Origin of the sequence: Pseudomonas sp. 3JA (assembly GCF_036961705.1) — a bacterium.
GTDB classification, from domain to species: domain Bacteria; phylum Pseudomonadota; class Gammaproteobacteria; order Pseudomonadales; family Pseudomonadaceae; genus Aquipseudomonas; species Aquipseudomonas fluorescens_Q.
Map to the genome: position 1 here is coordinate 36145 of NZ_JBAMDJ010000015.1, position 20697 is coordinate 56841.

Consider the following 20697-nt stretch of genomic DNA (forward strand, 5'->3'; position numbering starts at 1 on the left):
GAGCAAGCTCCCTCGTCACAAAAAAAACATCCGGCACAGGGTTTTCACTCAAGGAACAATCAGCGCCGCCCGTTGCTTGCCGCCTGCCACAGCGGTCTTTAGACTTACGCCTCATTTCAACGCGAGCAGGGTCGATGCCAGCTGCCTTTCCCCCCGATTCCGTTGGTCTGGTGACGCCGCAAATGGCGCATTTCAGCGAGCCCCTGGCCCTGGCCTGCGGCCGTTCGTTGCCAGCCTATGACCTGATCTACGAAACCTACGGCACCCTCAATGCCACGGCGAGCAATGCCGTGCTGATTTGCCACGCCTTGTCGGGGCATCACCACGCCGCCGGCTACCACAGCGTCGACGACCGCAAGCCCGGCTGGTGGGACAGCTGCATCGGCCCGGGCAAGCCCATCGATACCAGCAAGTTCTTCGTGGTCAGCCTGAACAACCTGGGCGGCTGCAACGGCTCCACTGGCCCCAGCAGCCTCAACCCGGACACCGGCAAACCTTTCGGTGCCGACTTCCCGGTGCTGACCGTGGAAGACTGGGTCCACAGCCAGGCACGCCTGGCCGACCGCCTCGGGATCGGCCAGTGGGCCGCCGTGATCGGCGGCAGCCTGGGGGGCATGCAAGCTTTGCAGTGGACCATCACCTACCCGGACCGCGTGCGCCACTGCCTGGCAATCGCCTCGGCGCCCAAGCTGTCGGCGCAGAACATCGCCTTCAACGAAGTGGCGCGCCAGGCGATCCTCACCGACCCCGAATTCCACGGCGGCTCGTTCCAGGAACACGGCGTGATCCCCAAGCGCGGGCTGATGCTGGCGCGGATGGTCGGGCACATCACCTACCTGTCCGACGACTCCATGGGCGAGAAATTCGGCCGTGGCCTCAAGAGCGAAAAGCTCAACTACGACTTCCACAGCGTCGAGTTCCAGGTCGAGAGCTACCTGCGTTATCAGGGTGAAGAGTTCTCCGGGCGTTTCGACGCCAACACCTACCTGTTGATGACCAAGGCACTGGACTACTTCGATCCGGCAGCGAACTTCGACGATAACCTGGCGAAAACCTTCGCCAATACCACCGCCAAGTTCTGCGTGATGTCGTTCACCACCGACTGGCGCTTCTCCCCGGCGCGCTCGCGGGAACTGGTGGACGCGCTGATGGCCGCGCGCAAGGACGTCTGCTACCTGGAAATCGACGCGCCCCAGGGTCACGACGCCTTTTTGATCCCGATCCCGCGCTACCTGCAGGCGTTCGGCAACTACATGAACCGTATAACGCTGTGAGGACGCCATGAGAGCCGATCTGGAAATCATCCAGGAATGGATCCCCGCCGGCAGCCGCGTGCTCGACCTGGGCTGCGGCAACGGCGAACTGCTGACCTGGCTGCGGGACAACAAGCAAGTCAGCGGCTACGGCCTGGAAAACGACCCGGACAACATTGCCGAGTGCGTCGCCAAGGGCATCAACGTGATCGAGCAGGACCTGGACAAGGGCCTGGGCAACTTTGCCAGCAACAGCTTCGACATCGTGGTCATGACCCAAGCCCTGCAAGCGGTGCACTACCCGGACAAGATCCTCGACGAAATGCTGCGGGTTGGACGCCAGTGCATCATCACCTTCCCCAACTTCGGCCACTGGCGTTGCCGCTGGTACCTGGCGAGCAAGGGCCGCATGCCGGTCTCGGAGTTCCTGCCCTACACCTGGTACAACACACCGAACATTCACTTTTGCACCTTCGAGGATTTCGAAGCGCTGTGCCGCGAGCGTGAAGCCAAGGTCATCGATCGCCTGGCCGTGGACCAGCAGCACCGCCACGGGTGGGCCAGCAAGCTATGGCCTAATCTGTTAGGTGAAATAGGCATCTATCGGGTCAGCAGCCCAGGCCTTACCGATTATCAGGTCGCGGTGTGAGCCCCGGCCTCACCAGGAGCACGACATGAACCGTCTAGCGTTGTTTCTCATCACCGCTTGCCTGAGCGTTGGCGCCATGGCCGCCGACGCTATCAAGGGCGAGCGCAAGGAAGTGTTCGGTGATATCACCGTGCACTACAACACCTTCAACTCCACCTTCCTGACGCCGGATATCGCCAAGGCTGCCGAGCTGATTCGCAGCAAGAACCAAGGCGTGATCAATGTCTCGGTGATCAAAAGCGGCAAGCCATTGATCGCCGACGTCAGCGGCACGGTGAAGGACCTGACCAGCAAGACAGTCCCCCTCTCCTTCCGCCAGATCACCGAACGAGGCGCGATCTATTACATCGCCCAGTATCCAGTGGACCAACAGGAAACCCGCACCTTCGAGATCAAGGTGAAAACCGGCGACAAGATCAACACCATCAACTTCAACCAGGAACTGTTCCCGGGCCAATGATCAATTTCACCCAACTCGTACTGGCCAGCCACAACGCCGGCAAACTCAAGGAACTGCAGGCCATGCTCGGCGGGGCGGTGCAGTTGCGCTCGATTGGCGAGTTCAGCCAGGTGGAGCCGGAAGAGACCGGCCTGTCGTTCGTCGAGAACGCCATCCTCAAGGCCCGCAATGCCGCACGCATCTCGGGCCTGCCAGCGCTGGCCGACGATTCCGGGCTGGCCGTGGACTTCCTGGGCGGCGCGCCAGGCATTTACTCGGCCCGTTACGCTGACGGCAAAGGTGACGCGGCGAACAACGCCAAGCTGCTCGACGCCCTCAAGGACGTGCCCGAAGCCGAGCGCGGCGCGCAGTTCGTGTGTGTGCTGGCCCTGGTCCGCCATGCCGATGATCCGCTGCCGATCCTCTGCGAAGGCCTGTGGCACGGGCGCATTCTCACCGAAGCCAGCGGCGAGCACGGTTTTGGCTATGACCCGTTGTTCTGGGTGCCGGAGCGCAATTGCTCCAGCGCCGAACTGGGCCCGGTGGAAAAAAACCAGCTGAGCCACCGCGCCCGCGCCATGGCCCTGCTGCGTCAACGCCTGGGCCTGCAATGACCATTGATTCTCCCGCACCGCTGATTCACGGCGGTGCACAAACACCTCGGGTGCCACTGCCAGTGCTGCCGCCCCTGGCGTTGTACGTCCACATCCCGTGGTGCGTGCGCAAATGCCCGTATTGCGACTTCAACTCCCACACCGCCAGCCCGCAGTTGCCGGAAGAGGAATATGTCGACGCCTTGCTGGCCGACCTCGACCAGGATCTGCATGCGGTCCATGGTCGCCCGTTGAGCTCGATCTTTTTTGGTGGCGGCACCCCGAGCCTGTTCAGCGCCCAAGCCCTGGGGCGGTTGCTCAAGGGTGTCGAGGCGCGGATACCCTTCGCCCAGGACATTGAAATCACCCTGGAAGCCAACCCCGGCACCTTCGAGCAAGAAAAATTCGTCGCTTACCGGGCCTTGGGCATCAATCGCCTGTCCATCGGCATCCAGAGCTTCCAGCAGGCCAAGCTTGAGGCCCTGGGACGGATCCACAACGGTGACGAGGCGGTACGCGCCGCCGGCATGGCCCGTCGGGCCGGGTTCGATAACTTCAACCTGGACCTGATGCATGGCCTGCCCGACCAGTCCCTCGACGACGCCCTGGGCGACCTGCGCCAAGCCATCGCCTTGAAGCCGACCCACCTGTCCTGGTACCAACTGACGCTGGAGCCGAACACGGTGTTCTGGAACCAGCCGCCGACCTTGCCCGAAGACGACACGCTGTGGGACATCCAGGAAGCCGGGCAAGCCCTGCTGGCCGAGCACGGCTACGCCCAATACGAAGTCTCGGCCTACGCCCAACCCGGTCGGGCGGCGCGGCATAACCTCAATTATTGGAGTTTCGGCGACTTCATCGGCATCGGTGCCGGTGCCCACGGCAAGCTCAGCCATCCGGACGGGCGCATCGTACGCACCTGGAAGACCCGCCTGCCCAAGGACTATCTCAACCCGGCCAAGCGCTTCCTGGCAGGGGAGAAAACCCTGACCAACGAAGAGCTGCCGTTCGAGTTCCTGATGAACGCCCTGCGCCTGACCGAAGGCGTTGACGCGCAACTATTTCCGCAGCGCACCGGCCTGCCCCTGCAAAGCCTGGCCGAAGGCCGGCGCGAGGCCGAACAAAGCGGGCTGTTGCAGGTCGAACCGACACGTCTGGCGGCCACCGAGCGCGGACAGCTGTTTCTCAACGACTTGCTGCAGACATTTTTGAGCTAATTACCCAAACAAGGAAATCGAATGGATCTGGTACTCGACCTGCTCGCCACCGTGTCCCGCTGGAGCCGCAGCAACCTGTCGGAAATCTCCCTGGCCTTGGTAGGCTGCCTGCTGGTGTTGTTTGGTGCCGACATCAAGGGCTGGGTCGAGCAACGCCTGGGCAGCATCGCCGGCGCCTTGCGCGTACCGTTGATCGCCCTGCTGTGCATGATCGGCAGCGGCGCGGCGCTGATCTATGCCACGCCTTGGGTCGTCCGGGGCTTGAGCCAGTTCAACAACTACAGCCTGGCGCCGGTGTTGTTGGTGGTGCTGGTGTTGATTGGCGTGGTGGCGGATCGGCGCTGATCCCTCAGACACCACAAAACAACTGTGGGAGCGAGCTTGCTCGCGATGGGGCCATAACATCCAACATCAATGTTGACTGCTATGCCGCCATCGCGAGCAAGCTCGCTCCCACAGGAGATCCCATTTCAACAGGATCTTCGGGTTTTACGCCAACTTCTCGAACTTCAAATCCCAAACCCCATGCCCCAGCCGCTCGCCACGGCGCTCGAACTTGGTGATCGGCCGTTCAGCCGGGCGCGGGACGTACTTGCCGTCTTCGGCCAGGTTGCGATAGCCCGGCGCGACGTTCATCACTTCCAGCATGTATTCGGCGTAGGGTTCCCAGTCCGTGGCCATGTGCAGCACACCACCGACCTTCAACTTGCTGCGCACCAGCTCAGCGAACGACGCCTGGACGATACGGCGCTTGTGGTGACGGCTTTTATGCCAAGGGTCCGGAAAGAACAGCATCAGTCGGTCGAGGCTGTTGTCGGCCACGCAGCGGTTGAGCACTTCGATGGCGTCGCAATCGTAGACCCGCAGGTTGGTCAGCCCTTGGGTCAGCACGCCGTTGAGCAGCGCACCGACACCGGGACGGTGGACTTCCACACCGATGAAATCCTGCTCCGGCGAAGCGGCGGCCATTTCCAGCAACGAATGCCCCATGCCGAAGCCGATTTCCAGCGAGCGCGGGGCCGAGCGGCCGAACACCTGGTCAAAATCTACCGGCGCATCGGCAAGCGGCAGGACAAACAGCGGCGCACCCTGCTCCAGGCCGCGCTGCTGGCCTTCAGTCATGCGCCCGGCGCGCATCACGAAACTCTTGATGCGGCGGTGCTGGCGCTCTTCGCCTTCTTCCGGCAGGACCGGCGTGTCGTTCGATTCAGTCATCAATGGCTCTTACTTGATCAGACCATCCAGCGGCGAGGAGGCGCTGGCGTAAAGTTTTTTCGGCATGCGGCCAGCCAGGTACGCCAGGCGACCGGCGACAATCGCGTGTTTCATCGCTTCGGCCATCAGGATCGGCTGCTGGGCGTGGGCGATGGCGGAATTCATCAACACCGCTTCGCAACCCAGCTCCATGGCGATCGTGGCGTCGGAGGCGGTACCGACACCGGCATCCACCAGCACCGGGATCTTGGCTTCTTCCAGGATGATCTGCAGGTTGTACGGGTTGCAGATTCCCAGGCCCGTGCCGATCAGGCCGGCCAGCGGCATGACCGCGATGCAGCCGATTTCCGCCAACTGGCGGGCGATGATCGGGTCATCGCTGGTGTAGACCATCACGTCGAAACCTTCCTTGACCAGGGTTTCGGCGGCCTTGAGGGTTTCGATCACGTTGGGGAACAGGGTTTTCTGGTCCGCCAGCACTTCCAGCTTCACCAGGTTGTGGCCGTCGAGCAGTTCACGGGCCAGGCGGCAGGTGCGCACGGCCTCGATGGCATCGAAGCAGCCGGCGGTGTTCGGCAGGATCGTGTAGCGATCCGGCGGCAGGATATCCAGCAGGTTCGGTTCGCCCGGATTCTGGCCGATGTTGGTCCGGCGCACGGCGACGGTCACGATTTCGGCGCCCGAGGCTTCGATGGCCAGGCGGGTTTCTTCCATGTCGCGGTATTTGCCGGTGCCTACCAGCAAGCGCGACTGGTAGGTACGACCGGCCAGGACGAAGGGCTTGTCGCTACGAACGATGCTCATGGGAAATCCTCTGTTGGGGTGAGGTTCTTGCGAAAGGCTGCGAAACCGAGGCGACTAGCCGCCGCCGATGGCGTGGACCACTTCGACGCTGTCGCCGTCGTTCAAGGTGGTTTCGGCGTGCTGGCTGCGCGGGACGATATCCAGATTGAGTTCCACCGCCACCCGACGCCCGGTGAGTTCCAGACGGGTCAGCAGGGCCGCAACGGTTTCACCGTCGGGCAGATCAAGGGGTTCGCCGTTCAACTGAATGCGCATGCCGGATGCCGCCATCATTTTTAGGGGCTGGCATTCTAGCCCGATCAGTCTGGGGGACCCAAGCCATTCGTCATGAAATGGACCGCCCGGTCAGCCCAGCCGCCCGGCGGCAAGGCCCGGCTTTCAGGACGCACCTCAACCACCCGTGTCGTAAACGGGGACTAACCCTGAAACAACTTCACGGTTCAAGCCGCGCCATACCCCACCTATATTCTTTGCCTCCAAATGAATCTCACAAAAGGAAGAACCACGAGAGGCGCCTGTGGCCAGCACTCAGCATATTCCCGCCATCGACGGCTTGCGCGCATTTGCAGTCCTGAGCGTGATCATTTTCCACGCCGACTTTCTGAAGGCTTTGCCCGGTGGATTTACCGGCGTCGATATCTTCTTCGTCATCTCGGGCTACGTCATCAGCCAGTCGCTGTCCGCTCGCGCCAACCTGAGCTTCGTGGCCTATCTGGCGGATTTCTATCGCCGACGATTCCTGCGTATCGTGCCGGCCTTGCTATCAATGCTGCTGGTGTGCGGGATGCTCTCGGCGATGTTCGTGCCGCAAGCCTGGCTCAGCGCCCAGAATGACCGCACCGGGCTGGCCGCCTTCTTCGGCCTGAGCAACTTCGTGCTGGCGTGGAACACCGACACCTACTTCTCACCTTCCACTCAGCTTAACCCCTACACCCACACATGGACCCTGGCGGTAGAAGAGCAGTTCTACCTGGTTTTTCCCCTCATCCATTTCCTCTGGTTGCGCTACCGGGAGCGCAGCAAACTGGTCTGGACCTTGCTGCCTCTGCTGGCGCTGGTATCACTGGCCTATAGCGCCTTTGAGACACGGGACCACCCTCTTGAAGCCTTCTATCTGCTGCCCAGTCGATTCTGGGAGTTGGCCGCAGGAGCGATCCTCTTCCAGATGATCGCAACAGGACGCCTCGCTCCAACATCGCCTTTCGTATCCCAGGTCGCCTTGCTCGGCGGACTCGCATTGGTGACCAGCGGATTGTTTCTCGCCGATGAAAGACAGTTCCCCTTCCCCTGGGCGCTCATCACGGTTTCGGGCACGCTGTTGATCATTGCAGCCGTGGCGCAGGAAACCGCGCCCTCATCGCGGCTGTTGCGATTGCTGCAATCGTCGCCCGCGACCTACATCGGCCGGCTGTCCTACTCCCTGTATCTCTGGCATTGGCCGGTTCTGGCGCTCCTGCGCTGGACCACCGGCCTGGAGCTGCTGGTCGTGCAATTGGCCTACCCGGTGATCGTCATGGCATTGGCTGCTGCCTCCTATCACTGGGTCGAGACCCCGCTGCGCACCGGCGATTCGATGTTCCAACGCCGCGCCTGGATCACCATTACCTCAGGGCTTTGCGCGCTCGCCCTGTCATGGTCAGGTGCGCGCTGGGTCAGCGAAAACCCCGAAGCCGTGTCACTGAGCCAGACCCGCGATGCCTACACCTGGTTCTCCAGGCGGCTACCGCAACGGCCGGCCAGCGAATCCATCAATGACTCGCCATTGCAGGGTCGCCAGTTGTTTGTTTTCGGTGATTCGCACGCAGCGGCCTATCGCACAATGCTGAGCCTCGCCTCACGACAACTCGGCATCAGGGTCGTGGAATACGAGCGCGGCGGCTGCCCGGTGGCCAGTCTTATCGCACCCGACCCACAGGGTGCCTGCGCCCCAGCCCGGGAAAAGGCCTTGCGCGACATCGAGGCGCGGGCCAAACCGGGTGATATCGTCTTTCTCGCCTCTTTACGCATGCCGGAGCTGGCAGGGCGCGAATGGGCACGGGGCGAGGAAACCGTGTTCAATGACGTGCTTGCTGAGCTCACGCCCGGGAAGATGGAGGAGGCTCGGATTTCTGCTGAAACGGTCCTGAGGCGCTTGATGGCTGCCGAGGTGCGGGTGCTGATCAATGCGCCCATGCCGCTGTTCAAAGCCCCGCCCTATCGCTGCTCGGACTGGTTCAACCGGATGAACCCGATCTGCACCCCCGGGCTCACCATCACGCGAGATCGACTTGATCAGCTACGGGCAGCTCAAATGGCGCTGCTCGACCGCTTGGCCCGTCAATATTCGATGCTACGCATCTGGGATCCGCTGCCGCTGCTGTGTCCAGGCCCGACTTGTTCGGCCTATCGCGACGACAAACCGATTTTTCGCGACGGTGACCACCTCAGCGGCCATGGCAATCGCCTCCTTGCGCCTTCTTTCATGAAAGCCCTGCTCAATGGCTGAAAGCGTGCAAATTGTCGGCACCGTTAACCGAGGCGCCAGGCGGCAAGACCCAGGCACAGCCAACCGATCAGGAACGCCACGCCGCCGAACGGTGTGATGATGCCCAGCTTGCTGATGCCCGTAAGCGTCAACAGGTACAGGCTGCCGGAGAACAACAGGATGCCCACCACAAAGGAGACCCCGGCCCAAGTGACGATGCGCCCGGGGATGTGCGTGGCCAGCAGCGCAACGCCCAGCAACGCCAGGGTATGCACCAGTTGATAGGTGACCCCGGTGTGGAAAATCGCCAGGTACTCGGCGCTCAGGCGGTTTTTCAGGCCGTGGGCGGCAAATGCTCCCAGTGCCACGCCCGTGAAGCCGAAAAAAGCAGCCAGCATCAGAAAGCTACGCAACATGAGAACTCCAATCAGACTCGGTGGGCAGGGTCTGTATAATGGCCCGCTCGACGGGTTCGGCCAAGCCATCTCTATGCTGCGTTTACTGTTTCGACGATTCCTTAAAGCCCTGCTCTGGTTCGCCGTTGGCAGCGTTGTGCTCGTGCTGTTGTTTCGAGTGGTGCCGCCGCCGTTCACGGCGCTGATGATCGAGCGCAAGGTTGAATCCTGGTTCGGCGGCGAACCCATCGACCTGCAGCGCACCTGGCAGCCTTGGGACCAGATCTCCGATAGCCTGAAAGTGGCAGTGATTGCTGGCGAAGACCAGAAATTCCCCGAGCACTGGGGCTTCGACATCGGCGCGATCCAGGCGGCGTTCGTCCACAACGGCCGTGGCGGTTCGATTCGCGGCGCCAGCACCCTCAGCCAGCAAGTGTCCAAGAACCTGTTCCTGTGGTCGGGCCGCAGCTGGCTGCGCAAGGGGCTCGAGGCTTGGTTCACCGCACTGATCGAGGTGTTCTGGCCCAAGCAGCGGATCCTCGAGGTGTACCTCAACAGCGTCGAGTGGGATGACGGTGTGTTCGGGGCCGAAGCCGCAGCACGGCATCATTTTCGCGTCAGCGCCGACGCGTTGTCCCGGCAGCAGGCCAGCCTGTTGGCGGCGGTCTTGCCTAACCCGCGGAAATGGAGCGCCAGCCGGCCGAGCCCTTACGTGCTGCGCAGGGCGAGCTGGATTCGCCAGCAGATGAGCCAGTTGGGGGGCGACAGTTATTTGCTGGGGCTCAATGATTCGCGGCGAGCACCTTGGGCGCAGTAGCCCCGACGACTCGGTGTGTCAGGCAAATGCTTGGGGCTGCTACGCAGCCCAGCGGGAGCAAGCTCCCTCGCCACAAAGGCTCGCTCCAACAGAATTGGCAGTGAATTCAAACTATCAAGCCCGAACAAAAACGCCCCGATCATCGCTGATCGGGGCGTTTTTTAAGGCCATTGCCGCAGGTCAAGCCGCAATCGACACCTTGAGCTTGTTCATCGCGCTCTTCTCAAGCTGACGAATCCGCTCGGCCGACACGTTGTACTTCTGCGCCAGGTCGTGCAGCGTGGCTTTTTCCTCGGCCAGCCAGCGCTGGTAGAGGATGTCGCGGCTGCGCTCGTCCAGCACTTCCAGGGCTTCGTGCAGGTTGGTGTTGGAGTTGTCGCTCCAGTCGGCATCTTCCAGTTGACGTGCCGGGTCGTACCGGTGGTCTTCCAGGTAGTTGGCCGGCGATTGGAAGGCGCTGTCGTCGTCCGCTTCGGCGGCCGGGTCGAAGGCCATGTCATGGCCGGTCAGGCGGCTTTCCATCTCGCGCACTTCCCGCGGCTCTACGCCCAGGCTTTCAGCCACGCGGTGGACTTCTTCGTTGTTCAGCCAGGCCAGGCGCTTCTTCTGGCTGCGCAGGTTGAAGAACAGCTTGCGCTGGGCCTTGGTGGTCGCGACTTTCACGATGCGCCAGTTGCGCAGGATGAACTCGTGGATTTCCGCCTTGATCCAGTGCACGGCAAACGACACCAGGCGCACGCCCATTTCCGGGTTGAAGCGCTTGACCGCCTTCATCAGGCCGACGTTGCCTTCCTGGATCAGGTCGGCCTGGGCCAGCCCGTAGCCGGAATAGCTGCGGGCGATATGTACGACAAAACGCAGGTGGGCGAGCACCATCTGCCGAGCCGCCTCAAGATCCTGCTCATAATAGAGACTCTCGGCCAGTTCACGCTCCTGCTCGGGGGTCAGCAATGGAATGCTGTTCACCGTGTGCACATAGGCCTCCAGGTTCGCACCCGGGACCAGAGCATAAGCAGGTTGCAAAGAAGTGGTCATACGAAAAAACCTCCGACTCACATAACTCGTGCAGTTCAGCACTGCGAAAATTGACCGGGAACCGTAGGACAAGTTCCCACAAAAACCGAAAGGTCAATACGCGCAAAAAAACTCTATTTTGGCGCAAGCTCACGCAAGTGGCGTGCGACCGCAATCCATGCACCGATATAACCCAACAGCACCGCGCCAAGCAAGAGCGATAGACCGTCGGCGACTGGCACTCCGGCCAGCGCAAAATCACTGCCGTACAAACCGGCCAGCCCCACAACCGCATCGTTCAGCCAGTCCAGGCCAAACGCCAATACGCCCCAGGATAGAATCCCGGCACCGAAGCCATACAGCGCCCCCATATAAAGGAAGGGCCTGCGTACATAACTGTCCGTACCGCCGACGAGTTTAATCACTTCTATCTCGGTGCGGCGGTTTTCAATATGAAGACGAATGGTATTGCCTATCACCAAAAGTAATGCAGAAACCAGCAGCACCGTCAGACCGAAGACAAACCGGTCGCCGAGCTTGAGGATCGCCGCAAGACGCTCGACCCAGACTAGATCAAGTTGCGCCTGTTGTACCTTCGGCAACTCGGAAAGTCTTTGTCTTAATGCTTCAAGGGTCGGCTTGTCGACCTCATTCGGCGTCACCAGCACCACGCCCGGTAGCGGATTCTCCGGCAGCTCCTTGAGGGCTTCGCCCAGGCCGGACTGCTGCTGGAACTCCTCAAGCGCCTGTTCGCGCCCGATGTATTCGGCATCGGCTACGCCCGGCATGGCCTTGATCTGCTCGCGCAGCGCCTGGCCTTCACCGGGGCTCGCGTCCATCTGCAGGTACAGGGAAATCTGCGCCGCGCGCTGCCAGGAACCGCCCAGGCGCTCCACATTGTTCAGCAATAATGACAGCCCCATGGGCAGACTCAGGGCAACCGCCATCACCATGCAGGTAAAGAAGCTGCCAATGGGTTGCTTGCCCAGGCGCCGCAGGCTGTCCAGCAGGCTGGCACGATGGCTTTCGATCCAGGCGCGCAACAGTGTGGCGAAGTCCGGACCGTCATCATCGTCGCGTTTTTTCTTTTGCGGCTGCGGATCGGAGGCCTTCGGGGCCACGCGTTCGGCCACTTTCGGGCTGCGAGTAGCACTCATACGCCAGCCTCCCCGTCACCAATCAGGCGTCCACGCTGCAACGTGAGCATGCGGTGACGCATACGCGCGATCAACGCCAAGTCGTGACTGGCAATCAGCACGCTGGTGCCCAGGCGGTTGATGTCTTCGAATACGCCCATGATCTCCGCAGCCAAACGCGGGTCGAGGTTACCGGTGGGTTCGTCCGCCAGCAGCAAGGCCGGGCGATGGACGATGGCGCGGGCGATGCCGACGCGCTGTTGCTGACCCGTGGACAGGTCGCCCGGGTACAAGTCGGTCTTGTCCGACAGGGCCACCCGCTCCAGGGCCGAGTCCACGCGCTTGATGATCTCGGCCTTGGACAGGCCCAGGATCTGCAACGGCAACGCCACGTTGTTGAACACGGTGCGATCGAACAGCAACTGGTGATTCTGGAACACCACGCCGATCTGCCGCCGCAGGTAGGGGATCTGGGCATTGCTGATGGTGCTCAGGTCCTGGCCGGCCAGCAGCAGTTTGCCGGTGGAGGGCCGCTCCATCGCCAGCAGCAGGCGCAGCAAGGTACTTTTACCGGCGCCAGAATGGCCGGTGACAAACAGAAACTCGCCCCGACGGACCCGAAAGCTCAGCTCATGCAAGCCGACGTGACCGTTCGGATAGCGTTTACCGACCTGTTCGAAACGAATCATGAATGCTCCCGTTCGGCAAACAGTGCCTGGACAAAGGGCTCGGCTTCAAAGGTGCGCAAGTCGTCGATGCCTTCACCCACGCCGATGTAGCGAATGGGCAGGCCGAACTGCTTGGCCAGGGCGAAAATCACCCCGCCCTTGGCGGTGCCGTCGAGTTTGGTCAGGGCCAGCCCGGTCAGTTCGACGGTCTGGTTGAATTGCTTGGCCTGGTTGATGGCGTTCTGGCCAGTACCGGCGTCCAGCACCAGCAGCACCTCGTGCGGCGCGTCGGCGTCGAGCTTGCCGATCACCCGGCGCACCTTCTTCAGTTCTTCCATCAGGTTGTCTTTGGTGTGCAGGCGACCGGCCGTGTCGGCGATCAGCACATCGATGCCACGGGCCTTGGCGGCCTGCACGGCGTCGAAGATCACCGAGGCGGAGTCGGCGCCGGTGTGCTGGGCGATGACCGGGATTTTGTTACGTTCGCCCCACACTTGCAGCTGTTCGACGGCGGCGGCGCGGAAGGTGTCGCCGGCGGCCAGCATGACTTTCTTGCCTTCGAGCTGCAGCTTCTTGGCCAGCTTACCGATGGTAGTGGTCTTGCCAGCACCGTTGACACCGACGACCAGGATCACGAACGGCTTGTTCTGCGAGGCGATCACCAGCGGTTTTTCCACCGGCTTGAGCAGGCTGGTCAGCTCGCCCTGCAGGGATTTGTACAGTGCATCGGCGTCGGTCAGCTGCTTGCGCGCGACCTTCTGGGTCAGGCTCTGGATAATCACCGAGGTGGCCTCGACACCGACGTCGGCGGTCAGCAGGCGGGTCTCGATGTCTTCCAGTAATTCGTCATCAATGACTTTCTTGCCCAGGAACAGGCTGGCCATGCCTTCGCCGATGCTGGCGCTGGTCTTGGACAAGCCCTGCTTGAGGCGGGCGAAGAAACCGACCTTGTTTTCCTCGGTGCTACGGACGGGCTCGACGGGGGCGATGGTTTCCAACAGCGCAGGTGCCGACTCAGGTGCGGCTTGCGCAACCACGGGCGCAACGACGGCGACCGGCGGCTCAACGACAGCGTTGATGACTGGCGCCTCGACAACCTGCGTCGGCGCTGGAATCGGCGGGGTGACATGCGGCGCCGCTTCCTCGACCAGCGCGACCGGTTCTTCCGCCACCGGCAAGGTCAGCCAGGGGGTTTGCTCGGCGGGCGGGGTCAGCGGCTGCTCGGCCACCGGCTCGACAACGGGCTCAGGCTCGACCGGTTGCAGCACCGGCTCAGCAATCGGCAGGACGATGGGCGCGGTTTCTTCGGCCACTGCCTCGGCGGCGGATTCAGGCAGCGGTTGTGGCTGTTCGACGACGGTTTCCTGCGGCTTCTTGCGCAGCCATCCGAACAGGCCTTTTTTCTCGCCAGCCGCAGCTGGGGTCTTCTTGTCGTCGTTGGAACCAAACATGGAGGACGGCTATCTCACGGTAGCGACGCGCCACAAGGGCGCCTCGGTGATAAATATTCAATGCTGAACAGACTGCGTTTCATCCAGCTTGTTCACGCGCAACATTTTGTCGAAGCGTCCCCAGGACGCCCCAAAGTCGATTTTTTCGAAGGACTGGTACGGCATCATCGGCGAAAACGCCGGGATCAACGAGTAAACCCGACATTTCTCCGGGGAACCCAGACAACCCCGGGCCGATAAAAGGCCCGATAGGCGTGGCCGCCAGTAAAACGGATCAGTATCCTAGCACCTCCTCGCCTGCTGAGGCTAAGGCCAAGCAGGCAACCCAACAGGTTTAAACACGAATGAATGCTCTTGCCCGCCGCGCCGCAGGCCTGCTGCTCAGCACAGTTTGGCTGCCCTTTTCAGCCTTGGCTGCCGATCCACAACCCACCCACGAATTTACCCTCGACAACGGCCTGAAAGTCGTCGTGCGCGAAGACCATCGTGCGCCGGTGGTGGTTTCCCAGGTCTGGTACAAGGTTGGCTCCAGCTACGAAACGCCCGGCCAGACAGGTTTGTCCCACGCCCTTGAGCACATGATGTTCAAGGGCAGCGAAAAAGTCGGTCCCGGCGAAGCGTCGCTGATCCTGCGCGACCTCGGTGCCGAAGAGAACGCCTTCACCAGCGATGACTTCACCGCCTATTACCAGGTACTGGCCCGCGACCGCCTGGGCGTGGCCTTCGAACTGGAAGCCGACCGCATGGCCAGCCTGCGCCTGCCGCCGGAGGAGTTCAGCCGCGAGATCGAAGTGATCAAGGAAGAGCGCCGCATGCGCACCGACGACAAGCCCATGTCCAAGGCCTACGAGCGCTTCAAGGCCATGGCTTACCCGGCCAGCGGTTATCACACGCCGACCATCGGCTGGATGGCCGACCTGGACCGGATGACCGTCGGCGAGCTGCGCCACTGGTACGAATCCTGGTACGCCCCGAACAATGCGACCCTGGTGGTGGTCGGCGATGTGACGCCGGATGAGGTCAAGGCCCTGGCCCAGCGCTATTTCGGTCCGGTGGCCCGGCGTGACGTACCGACCGCAAAGATTCCCCTGGAGCTGGCCGAACCCGGCGAACGCCAGATCACCCTGCATGTACAGACCCAACTGCCGAGCCTGATGCTGGCCTTCAACGTCCCGAGCATCGCCACGGCGACCGACAAGCGTTCGGTCAATGCCCTGCGACTGATCTCCGCCTTGCTGGACGGCGGTTACAGCGGTCGGATCCCGACCCAGTTGGAGCGCGGCGAAGAACTGGTGTCCGGCGGCTCGTCGAACTACGACGCCTACACCCGTGGGGATTCGCTGTTCACCTTGTCGGCGGCGCCCAATACCCAGAAAAACAAAACCATGGCCCAGGCCGAGGCAGGGCTTTGGCGCTTGCTCGATCAACTGAAGACCACCGCCCCGACCGCCGAAGAACTGGAGCGTGTGCGCGCCCAGGTCATCGCCGGCCTGGTGTATGAGCGCGACTCGATCACCAGCCAGGCCACCGCCATCGGCCAGCTGGAGACCGTCGGTTTGTCCTGGAAGCTGATGGACACCGAACTCGCTGAACTGCAAAGCGTGACTCCACAAGATATCCAGAAGGCAGCCCAGCTGTATTTCACCCGCTCGCGCCTGAGCGTTGCGCATGTCCTGCCCGAGGAGAAAGCTCATGAGTGAGCGCAAATCACGGCGCCCGGTATTGATCGGCCTGGCGCTCATCGTCTTGGCCGGCGCCCTGGCGTTCTATCTGTCGCCGACCACCGACGTCACCGCCAGCCAGGCATTGGATAACGCCAAGTCCGGCAACAAGCTGCAATCGTTGGCGGAACTGGACGGTAAAGCCCCCAGCCACCGCCAGCTCGACGTGCAAACCTGGAAAACCGCCGACGGCGCCAAGGTGCTGTTCGTCGAAGCCCGCGAATTGCCAATGTTCGACCTGCGCCTGACCTTCGCCGCCGGCAGTAGCCAGGACGGCGACGCTCCCGGCCTCGCGCTGCTGACCAACGCCATGCTCAACGAAGGCGTGGCCGGCAAGGACGTCAGCGCCATTGCCCAAGGTTTCGAAAGCCTCGGTGCAGACTTCGGCAACGGCGCCTATCGCGACATGGCCGTGGCGTCCCTGCGCAGCCTCAGCGCAGCCGACAAGCGTGAGCCGGCGTTGAAGCTGTTCGCCGAAGTCGTCGGCAAACCGACCTTTCCTGCCGACTCCTTCGCTCGCATCAAGAACCAGATGCTCGCCGGTTTCGAGTACCAGAAACAGAATCCCGGCAAACTGGCGGGCCTGGAACTGATGAAGCGCCTGTATGGCGATCACCCCTACGCCCATTCCAGCGACGGCACCGCGCAAAGCATCCCAGCGATCACCCTGGCCCAGGCCCGGGCGTTCCACGCCAAGGCCTACACCGCCGGCAACGCGGTGATCGCGCTGGTGGGGGATTTGTCCCGCGCCGAGGCCGAAGCGGTCGCCAGCCAGGTGTCCGCTGCGCTGCCCAAGGGCCCGGCCCTGGCGAAAACCCCGGCGCCGGTGGAGCCGAAAGCAAGCGTCCAGCACATCGAGTTTCCATCCAAGCAGACCAACCTGATGCTCGCGCAACTGGGCATCGACCGGGACGACCCGGACTTTGCCGCCGTCTCCCTGGGTAACCAGATTCTGGGCGGCGGTGGTTTCGGTACCCGACTGATGACCGAGGTGCGGGAAAAACGTGGCCTGACCTACGGTGTGTATTCCGGCTTTACGCCGATGCAGGCCCGGGGCCCGTTCATGATCAACCTGCAGACCCGCGCCGAGATGAGCGAAGGCACCTTGAAACTGGTGCAAGACGTGTTCGCCGACTACCTCAAGAACGGTCCCACCCAGAAAGAACTCGACGACGCCAAGCGTGAGTTGGCCGGCAGTTTCCCGCTGTCCACTGCCAGCAACTCCGATATCGTCGGCCAGCTTGGCGCCATGGGCTTCTATGACTTGCCGCTGAGCTACCTGGAGGACTTCATGCGTCAGTCCCAGGAACTGACGGTCGATCAGGTCAAGGCCGCGCTGAACAAGCACCTGAGCACCGACAAAATGGTCATCGTCACCGCCGGCCCGAGCGTGCCGCAAAAGCCGCTGCCGCCCCCCACTGACAAACCTGCCGAGCAGCCGCTCGGAGTTCCGGAGCACTAATGGCCCGCCCATCGAATTCCAGCAAGAAACCCGTGCATAACGGTGTGAACCAGTTGCGTATCATCGGCGGCGAATGGCGCAGCCGGCGCTTGAGCTTCCCGGATGCCCCGGGCCTGCGCCCCACCCCGGACCGCGTGCGCGAAACCCTGTTCAACTGGCTCGCACCCTACGTGGCGGGTGCCCGGGTGCTCGACCCGTTCGCCGGCAGCGGCGCGCTGTTTCTCGAGGCCCTGTCCCGTGGCGCCGCCATGGGCCAGGCGCTGGACGCCAGCAACCTGGCTGTCTCCAGCCTGAAAGAACATTTGGGCACCCTGCGCTGCACCGTCGGCCAGGTGCAGACCGCCGACGCCCTGCGCTACCTGGACAGCCAACCGGCAACGCCTTTCGACCTGGTGTTCCTCGACCCACCTTTCAACCAAAACCTGTTGCCGACGGTCTGCACCTTGCTCGAGGAACGTCAGTGGTTGGCCGAGGATGCCTGGGTCTACACTGAAAGCGAGACCGCCCCGTCCACCTTGGGCTTGCCGGGCAATTGGCGCTTGCATCGCGAGCAGAAATCCGGACGGGTGTATTACGCGTTGTGGCAGCGTTTGGCAAAGGACATTGACTGAACGGCTGACCAGTGCATCGAGAACAATAATGATGTCCGCCGCATCTGAGCGTTTCGTCCCCGCCCCGGGCCTTGGCAACCCACACCTGCAGACTTTGTGGGGTCCGCTATGGCGCAAGACCACACACATCGAGCGCCAACGCGAGCGCCTGTGGCTGGAAGACGGTGATTTCCTCGACCTTGACTGGCACGGCCCCCACAGCGCCGAGGCACCACTGGTGCTGGTGCTTCACGGGCTGACCGGCTCTTCCAACTCGCCTTACGTGGCCGGACTGCAACAGGCTCTCGGTCGCCAGGGTTGGGCCAGTGCGGCCTTGAACTGGCGTGGCTGCTCGGGTGAGCCGAACCTGTTGCCCCGCAGCTATCACTCGGGCGTCAGCGAAGACCTCGCCGCCGCCATCACCCATTTGCGCGCCCGCCGCCCCCTGGCACCGTTGTTTGCGGTGGGTTATTCACTGGGCGGCAATGTGCTGCTCAAGCATCTGGGGGAAACCGGCCGCGACAGCCAGTTGCAAGGGGCGGTGGCGGTCTCGGTGCCGTTTCGCCTCGACCAGTGTGCCGACCGCATCGGCCAAGGATTCTCCAGGTTCTACCAGGCGCATTTCATGCGCCAGCTCGTGGCCTATGTGCGCAACAAGCAACGTCAGTTCCAGCACGACGGACGCCACGAAGGCCTGGCGACCCTGGCAGCGCTTGGCCCGTTGGAAAACATGCGCACCTTCTGGGACTTCGACGGCCGGGTGACGGCGCCACTGCACGGGTTCTCCGATGCCGCGGATTACTACCGCCGTGCCTCCAGCCGTTATTTCATGGCGGGCATCTGCACGCCGACCCTGGTCATCCAGGCCGCCGACGATCCTTTTGTGTTCCCTCACAGCCTGCCAGAACCGAACGAATTATCTGCCTCGACCCGGATTGAACTGCACGCCCGGGGCGGGCATGTAGGGTTTGTCGACGGAACCCTGCGGCGCCCGGGGTATTACCTGGAGCGGCGGATTCCGACATGGCTGGCCCATCTGGGTCGGAGCTGAACCGTGGCTTGGTTTTCTGTGGCGAGGGAGCTTGCTCCCGCTTGAGTGCGCAGCACTCACCTGAGGGGGCCGCTTCGCAGCCCAGCGGGAGCAAGCTCCCTCGCCACACAAAAGCGCCCTGGCCAATCACATCACTCGCCCTTCGCCACGCCCCGCTGGGGATCATTGATCCACTCGCTCCACGAGCCCGCGTACAACCGCCCCAAGGGATACCCGGCCAGGCACAAGGCAAACAGGTTATGACACGCCGTCACGCCGGAGCCGCAATAGGCCACCAGGTCGGTGGGCGAGCGCTCGCCCAGTTTTTCGGCGAAGCGCTGCTTGAGCTGGTCGGCCGGCAGGAAGCGCCCATCGGCGCCCAGGTTATCGGTAAACGCCGCACACTGGGCGCCCGGGATATGCCCGGCTATCGGGTCGATGGGCTCGACTTCACCTTTGAAACGCGGCAACGCCCGGGCATCCAGCAGGGTCATGTCCGGTTGGCCGAGGCGTTGTTGCAGCGCTTGGGCGCTGAGCACCAAGCTCGCGTCCGGTGCCCCGCTGAAGTTCCCGCGACTGTTCTGCGGCGGATCCAGGCTCAAGGGCAAGCCGGCGGCATGCCAGGCTTTGAGCCCACCGTCGAGGATGTACACGCCATCGCGCTTGCCCAGCCAGGCCAGCAACCACCAGGCCCGCGCGGCATAGGCGCCAGGACCGTCGTCGTACAGCACGACATCACTGTCGTTATCGATTCCCCAGGCCTTGAGGCGCTCGATCAAGCCCCCCGGCTCCGGCAGCGGATGACGCCCGGTCACGCCTTTGGTCACCGCCCCGCTCAGGTCGCGCTCAAGGTCTGCGAACGACGCACCGGCGATGTGGCCCTCGGCATAACTGCGCTGGCCATAATCCGGGTCTTCCAGGGCAAAACGGCAATCGAGGATGACCAGCCCTGGCTGTGATCGCCGCTCTTCGAGGGCTTGAGGGCTGATGAGTTGCGCAATGGGCATGGTGAACTCCTGTGGCTAAGTCGGGGGTCGATCCTACTGCCCTTCCTCCAGGGTCTGGGCCAGGGGGACGTAATACTCTTTGAACAGTGCATCCACCTCTTCGCGGGCCTGATCGGTCACGAAACCGGCCTCCAACACCAGTACCTGATACACGCCACGCTTGATGGCCTGCTCGCTCAGGTGGCTGAAGTTTTCCCGCGTGGTGCACAGGAACCGCACCCAGGACGTGAGGATGATCCAGGCATTGAGGGTCAGGGACTCGATCTGCACCCGGTCCATCTTCAGGATGCCGGCGGCAACGAAGCCTTCATAAATAGCGGTGCCGTGGATCAGGCTGCGCTGGGAAAACCGTCGATAGCGCGCCGCCAGGTCCGGATCGCTGTCAAGCAGATGTTCCAGGTCCCGGTGCAGAAAACGGTAGCGCCACATGGCCGCCAGCAGCTCCTGCAAATAGAAGCGCTTGTCCTCCACCGTGGCCGCACGGCCCTGGGGCGGGCGCAGGAAGCTGTCCACCAGGTTCTCGTATTCACTGAACAGCACGGCGATGATCGCCTGCTTGTTGGGGAAGTGGTAATAGAGGTTGCCTGGGGACATGTCCATGTGGGCGGCAATGTGGTTGGTGCTGACGCTGCGCTCGCCTTGCTGGTTGAACAGCTCGAGGCTGTTTTGCACGATGCGCTCGCTGGTTTTCATTCGTGGGGCCATGGTTTGGGCTTTAATTCGACGAAGGCATTGATCGGCATCTTACGACCTATCGGTCACAGGAAAAACC

22 protein-coding genes are annotated in these 20697 nt (G+C 62.5%); 12 read left to right on the forward strand and 10 right to left on the reverse strand.

Annotated elements, in window-relative coordinates; all coding sequences use genetic code 11:
- The first annotated feature begins 134 nt into the window (after positions 1 to 134).
- The 6 genes from metX to V7773_RS13840 are packed head-to-tail and all read left to right on the forward strand — an operon-like array spanning position 135 to position 4496.
- Entirely contained in the window at positions 135 to 1274 is a 1140-nt protein-coding gene (gene metX / locus V7773_RS13815; protein WP_336073894.1) for a homoserine O-succinyltransferase MetX, read from the forward strand.
- A 7-nt stretch (positions 1275 to 1281) separates the two neighbouring features.
- On the forward strand, positions 1282 to 1902 hold the full coding sequence (gene metW / locus V7773_RS13820) for a methionine biosynthesis protein MetW (protein ID WP_003206492.1): 621 nt from the start codon (positions 1282 to 1284) through the stop codon (positions 1900 to 1902).
- A 25-nt stretch (positions 1903 to 1927) separates the two neighbouring features.
- Positions 1928 to 2362: a DUF4426 domain-containing protein gene (locus V7773_RS13825; protein ID WP_092150069.1), complete on the forward strand. Its 435-nt coding sequence runs from the start codon at positions 1928 to 1930 to the stop codon at positions 2360 to 2362.
- Positions 2359 to 2955 (forward strand): RdgB/HAM1 family non-canonical purine NTP pyrophosphatase, encoded by a 597-nt coding sequence (gene rdgB, locus V7773_RS13830; protein WP_092150066.1) that lies wholly within the window; start codon positions 2359 to 2361, stop codon positions 2953 to 2955. The genes V7773_RS13825 and rdgB overlap by 4 nt, the downstream gene beginning before the upstream one ends.
- The gene (hemW, locus tag V7773_RS13835; protein ID WP_336073895.1) at positions 2952 to 4151 is read left to right on the forward strand and encodes a radical SAM family heme chaperone HemW; all 1200 of its coding nucleotides are present in this window, start codon (positions 2952 to 2954) and stop codon (positions 4149 to 4151) included. The genes rdgB and hemW overlap by 4 nt, the downstream gene beginning before the upstream one ends.
- A 21-nt stretch (positions 4152 to 4172) precedes the next feature.
- Positions 4173 to 4496 carry a DUF3392 domain-containing protein gene (locus V7773_RS13840; protein ID WP_003177482.1) on the forward strand — a complete coding sequence of 108 codons (324 nt, stop codon included), beginning with the start codon at positions 4173 to 4175 and terminating at the stop codon, positions 4494 to 4496.
- Positions 4497 to 4640: 144 nt separating this feature from the next.
- Here V7773_RS13840 and trmB read toward each other — a convergent pair whose 3' ends face one another.
- Genes trmB through thiS form a run of 3 tightly spaced genes read right to left on the reverse strand, consistent with a single transcriptional unit; the run spans position 4641 to position 6425 of the window.
- A complete protein-coding gene (gene trmB, locus V7773_RS13845; RefSeq protein ID WP_336073896.1) occupies positions 4641 to 5366 on the reverse strand; it encodes a tRNA (guanosine(46)-N7)-methyltransferase TrmB in 726 nt (241 codons plus the stop codon).
- A 9-nt stretch (positions 5367 to 5375) separates the two neighbouring features.
- The gene (locus tag V7773_RS13850) at positions 5376 to 6170 is read right to left on the reverse strand and encodes a thiazole synthase (protein ID WP_003177480.1); all 795 of its coding nucleotides are present in this window, start codon (positions 6168 to 6170) and stop codon (positions 5376 to 5378) included.
- Positions 6171 to 6224: 54 nt separating this feature from the next.
- Positions 6225 to 6425, reverse strand: coding sequence for a sulfur carrier protein ThiS (thiS, locus tag V7773_RS13855; protein WP_018609493.1), 201 nt, complete (start codon positions 6423 to 6425; stop codon positions 6225 to 6227).
- 262 nt (positions 6426 to 6687) lie between these two features.
- Between thiS and V7773_RS13860 the strand changes: the two genes are divergently transcribed.
- Positions 6688 to 8655, forward strand: coding sequence for an acyltransferase family protein (locus V7773_RS13860; protein WP_336073897.1), 1968 nt, complete (start codon positions 6688 to 6690; stop codon positions 8653 to 8655).
- A gap of 23 nt (positions 8656 to 8678) precedes the next feature.
- Here V7773_RS13860 and V7773_RS13865 read toward each other — a convergent pair whose 3' ends face one another.
- Complete coding sequence (locus V7773_RS13865) at positions 8679 to 9050, reverse strand: DUF423 domain-containing protein (RefSeq protein WP_092150057.1); 372 nt, start codon at positions 9048 to 9050, stop codon at positions 8679 to 8681.
- Positions 9051 to 9123: 73 nt separating this feature from the next.
- Between V7773_RS13865 and mtgA the strand changes: the two genes are divergently transcribed.
- Entirely contained in the window at positions 9124 to 9846 is a 723-nt protein-coding gene (mtgA, locus tag V7773_RS13870) for a monofunctional biosynthetic peptidoglycan transglycosylase (protein ID WP_072346198.1), read from the forward strand.
- A gap of 180 nt (positions 9847 to 10026) precedes the next feature.
- On the opposite strand, the gene rpoH is transcribed toward mtgA, so the two are convergent.
- The 4 genes from rpoH to ftsY form a co-directional block, all read right to left on the reverse strand.
- Positions 10027 to 10881 (reverse strand): RNA polymerase sigma factor RpoH, encoded by an 855-nt coding sequence (gene rpoH, locus V7773_RS13875; RefSeq protein ID WP_003177476.1) that lies wholly within the window; start codon positions 10879 to 10881, stop codon positions 10027 to 10029.
- 113 nt (positions 10882 to 10994) lie between these two features.
- On the reverse strand, positions 10995 to 12017 hold the full coding sequence (gene ftsX / locus V7773_RS13880) for a permease-like cell division protein FtsX (protein ID WP_063323955.1): 1023 nt from the start codon (positions 12015 to 12017) through the stop codon (positions 10995 to 10997).
- The gene (ftsE, locus tag V7773_RS13885; RefSeq protein ID WP_003177474.1) at positions 12014 to 12685 is read right to left on the reverse strand and encodes a cell division ATP-binding protein FtsE; all 672 of its coding nucleotides are present in this window, start codon (positions 12683 to 12685) and stop codon (positions 12014 to 12016) included. The genes ftsX and ftsE overlap by 4 nt, the downstream gene beginning before the upstream one ends.
- On the reverse strand, positions 12682 to 14115 hold the full coding sequence (gene ftsY, locus V7773_RS13890; protein ID WP_336073898.1) for a signal recognition particle-docking protein FtsY: 1434 nt from the start codon (positions 14113 to 14115) through the stop codon (positions 12682 to 12684). The genes ftsE and ftsY overlap by 4 nt, the downstream gene beginning before the upstream one ends.
- 344 nt (positions 14116 to 14459) lie before the next feature.
- On the opposite strand from ftsY, the gene V7773_RS13895 reads away from it, so the two are divergent.
- The 4 genes from V7773_RS13895 to V7773_RS13910 are packed head-to-tail and all read left to right on the forward strand — an operon-like array spanning position 14460 to position 18939.
- A complete protein-coding gene (locus V7773_RS13895) occupies positions 14460 to 15815 on the forward strand; it encodes a M16 family metallopeptidase (protein ID WP_336073899.1) in 1356 nt (451 codons plus the stop codon).
- The gene (locus V7773_RS13900) at positions 15808 to 17298 is read left to right on the forward strand and encodes a M16 family metallopeptidase (RefSeq protein ID WP_336073900.1); all 1491 of its coding nucleotides are present in this window, start codon (positions 15808 to 15810) and stop codon (positions 17296 to 17298) included. The genes V7773_RS13895 and V7773_RS13900 overlap by 8 nt, the downstream gene beginning before the upstream one ends.
- Positions 17298 to 17909, forward strand: coding sequence for a 16S rRNA (guanine(966)-N(2))-methyltransferase RsmD (rsmD, locus tag V7773_RS13905; RefSeq protein WP_092150048.1), 612 nt, complete (start codon positions 17298 to 17300; stop codon positions 17907 to 17909). Before V7773_RS13900 ends, rsmD begins: the two co-directional genes overlap by 1 nt.
- Positions 17910 to 17940: 31 nt before the next feature.
- Positions 17941 to 18939, forward strand: coding sequence for a hydrolase (locus V7773_RS13910; protein WP_336073901.1), 999 nt, complete (start codon positions 17941 to 17943; stop codon positions 18937 to 18939).
- A 131-nt stretch (positions 18940 to 19070) separates the two neighbouring features.
- Here the strand turns inward: V7773_RS13910 and V7773_RS13915 are convergent, their stop codons facing one another.
- On the reverse strand, positions 19071 to 19925 hold the full coding sequence (locus V7773_RS13915) for a sulfurtransferase (protein WP_336073902.1): 855 nt from the start codon (positions 19923 to 19925) through the stop codon (positions 19071 to 19073).
- Positions 19926 to 19958: 33 nt separating this feature from the next.
- On the reverse strand, positions 19959 to 20630 hold the full coding sequence (locus tag V7773_RS13920) for a TetR/AcrR family transcriptional regulator (RefSeq protein WP_003206524.1): 672 nt from the start codon (positions 20628 to 20630) through the stop codon (positions 19959 to 19961).
- Between the last annotated feature and the right edge of the window lie 67 nt (positions 20631 to 20697).

Coding starts and splice junctions, on each gene's coding strand:
- metX (WP_336073894.1), top strand. CDS start 135: ATGCCAGCTGCCTTTCCCCCCGATTCCGTTGGTCTGGTGACGCCGCAA.
- metW (WP_003206492.1), top strand. CDS start 1,282: ATGAGAGCCGATCTGGAAATCATCCAGGAATGGATCCCCGCCGGCAGC.
- V7773_RS13825 (WP_092150069.1), top strand. CDS start 1,928: ATGAACCGTCTAGCGTTGTTTCTCATCACCGCTTGCCTGAGCGTTGGC.
- rdgB (WP_092150066.1), top strand. CDS start 2,359: ATGATCAATTTCACCCAACTCGTACTGGCCAGCCACAACGCCGGCAAA.
- hemW (WP_336073895.1), top strand. CDS start 2,952: ATGACCATTGATTCTCCCGCACCGCTGATTCACGGCGGTGCACAAACA.
- V7773_RS13840 (WP_003177482.1), top strand. CDS start 4,173: ATGGATCTGGTACTCGACCTGCTCGCCACCGTGTCCCGCTGGAGCCGC.
- trmB (WP_336073896.1), bottom strand. CDS start 5,366: ATGACTGAATCGAACGACACGCCGGTCCTGCCGGAAGAAGGCGAAGAG.
- V7773_RS13850 (WP_003177480.1), bottom strand. CDS start 6,170: ATGAGCATCGTTCGTAGCGACAAGCCCTTCGTCCTGGCCGGTCGTACC.
- thiS (WP_018609493.1), bottom strand. CDS start 6,425: ATGCGCATTCAGTTGAACGGCGAACCCCTTGATCTGCCCGACGGTGAA.
- V7773_RS13865 (WP_092150057.1), bottom strand. CDS start 9,050: ATGTTGCGTAGCTTTCTGATGCTGGCTGCTTTTTTCGGCTTCACGGGC.
- mtgA (WP_072346198.1), top strand. CDS start 9,124: ATGCTGCGTTTACTGTTTCGACGATTCCTTAAAGCCCTGCTCTGGTTC.
- rpoH (WP_003177476.1), bottom strand. CDS start 10,881: ATGACCACTTCTTTGCAACCTGCTTATGCTCTGGTCCCGGGTGCGAAC.
- ftsX (WP_063323955.1), bottom strand. CDS start 12,017: ATGAGTGCTACTCGCAGCCCGAAAGTGGCCGAACGCGTGGCCCCGAAG.
- ftsE (WP_003177474.1), bottom strand. CDS start 12,685: ATGATTCGTTTCGAACAGGTCGGTAAACGCTATCCGAACGGTCACGTC.
- ftsY (WP_336073898.1), bottom strand. CDS start 14,115: ATGTTTGGTTCCAACGACGACAAGAAGACCCCAGCTGCGGCTGGCGAG.
- V7773_RS13895 (WP_336073899.1), top strand. CDS start 14,460: ATGAATGCTCTTGCCCGCCGCGCCGCAGGCCTGCTGCTCAGCACAGTT.
- V7773_RS13900 (WP_336073900.1), top strand. CDS start 15,808: ATGAGTGAGCGCAAATCACGGCGCCCGGTATTGATCGGCCTGGCGCTC.
- rsmD (WP_092150048.1), top strand. CDS start 17,298: ATGGCCCGCCCATCGAATTCCAGCAAGAAACCCGTGCATAACGGTGTG.
- V7773_RS13910 (WP_336073901.1), top strand. CDS start 17,941: ATGTCCGCCGCATCTGAGCGTTTCGTCCCCGCCCCGGGCCTTGGCAAC.
- V7773_RS13915 (WP_336073902.1), bottom strand. CDS start 19,925: ATGCCCATTGCGCAACTCATCAGCCCTCAAGCCCTCGAAGAGCGGCGA.
- V7773_RS13920 (WP_003206524.1), bottom strand. CDS start 20,630: ATGGCCCCACGAATGAAAACCAGCGAGCGCATCGTGCAAAACAGCCTC.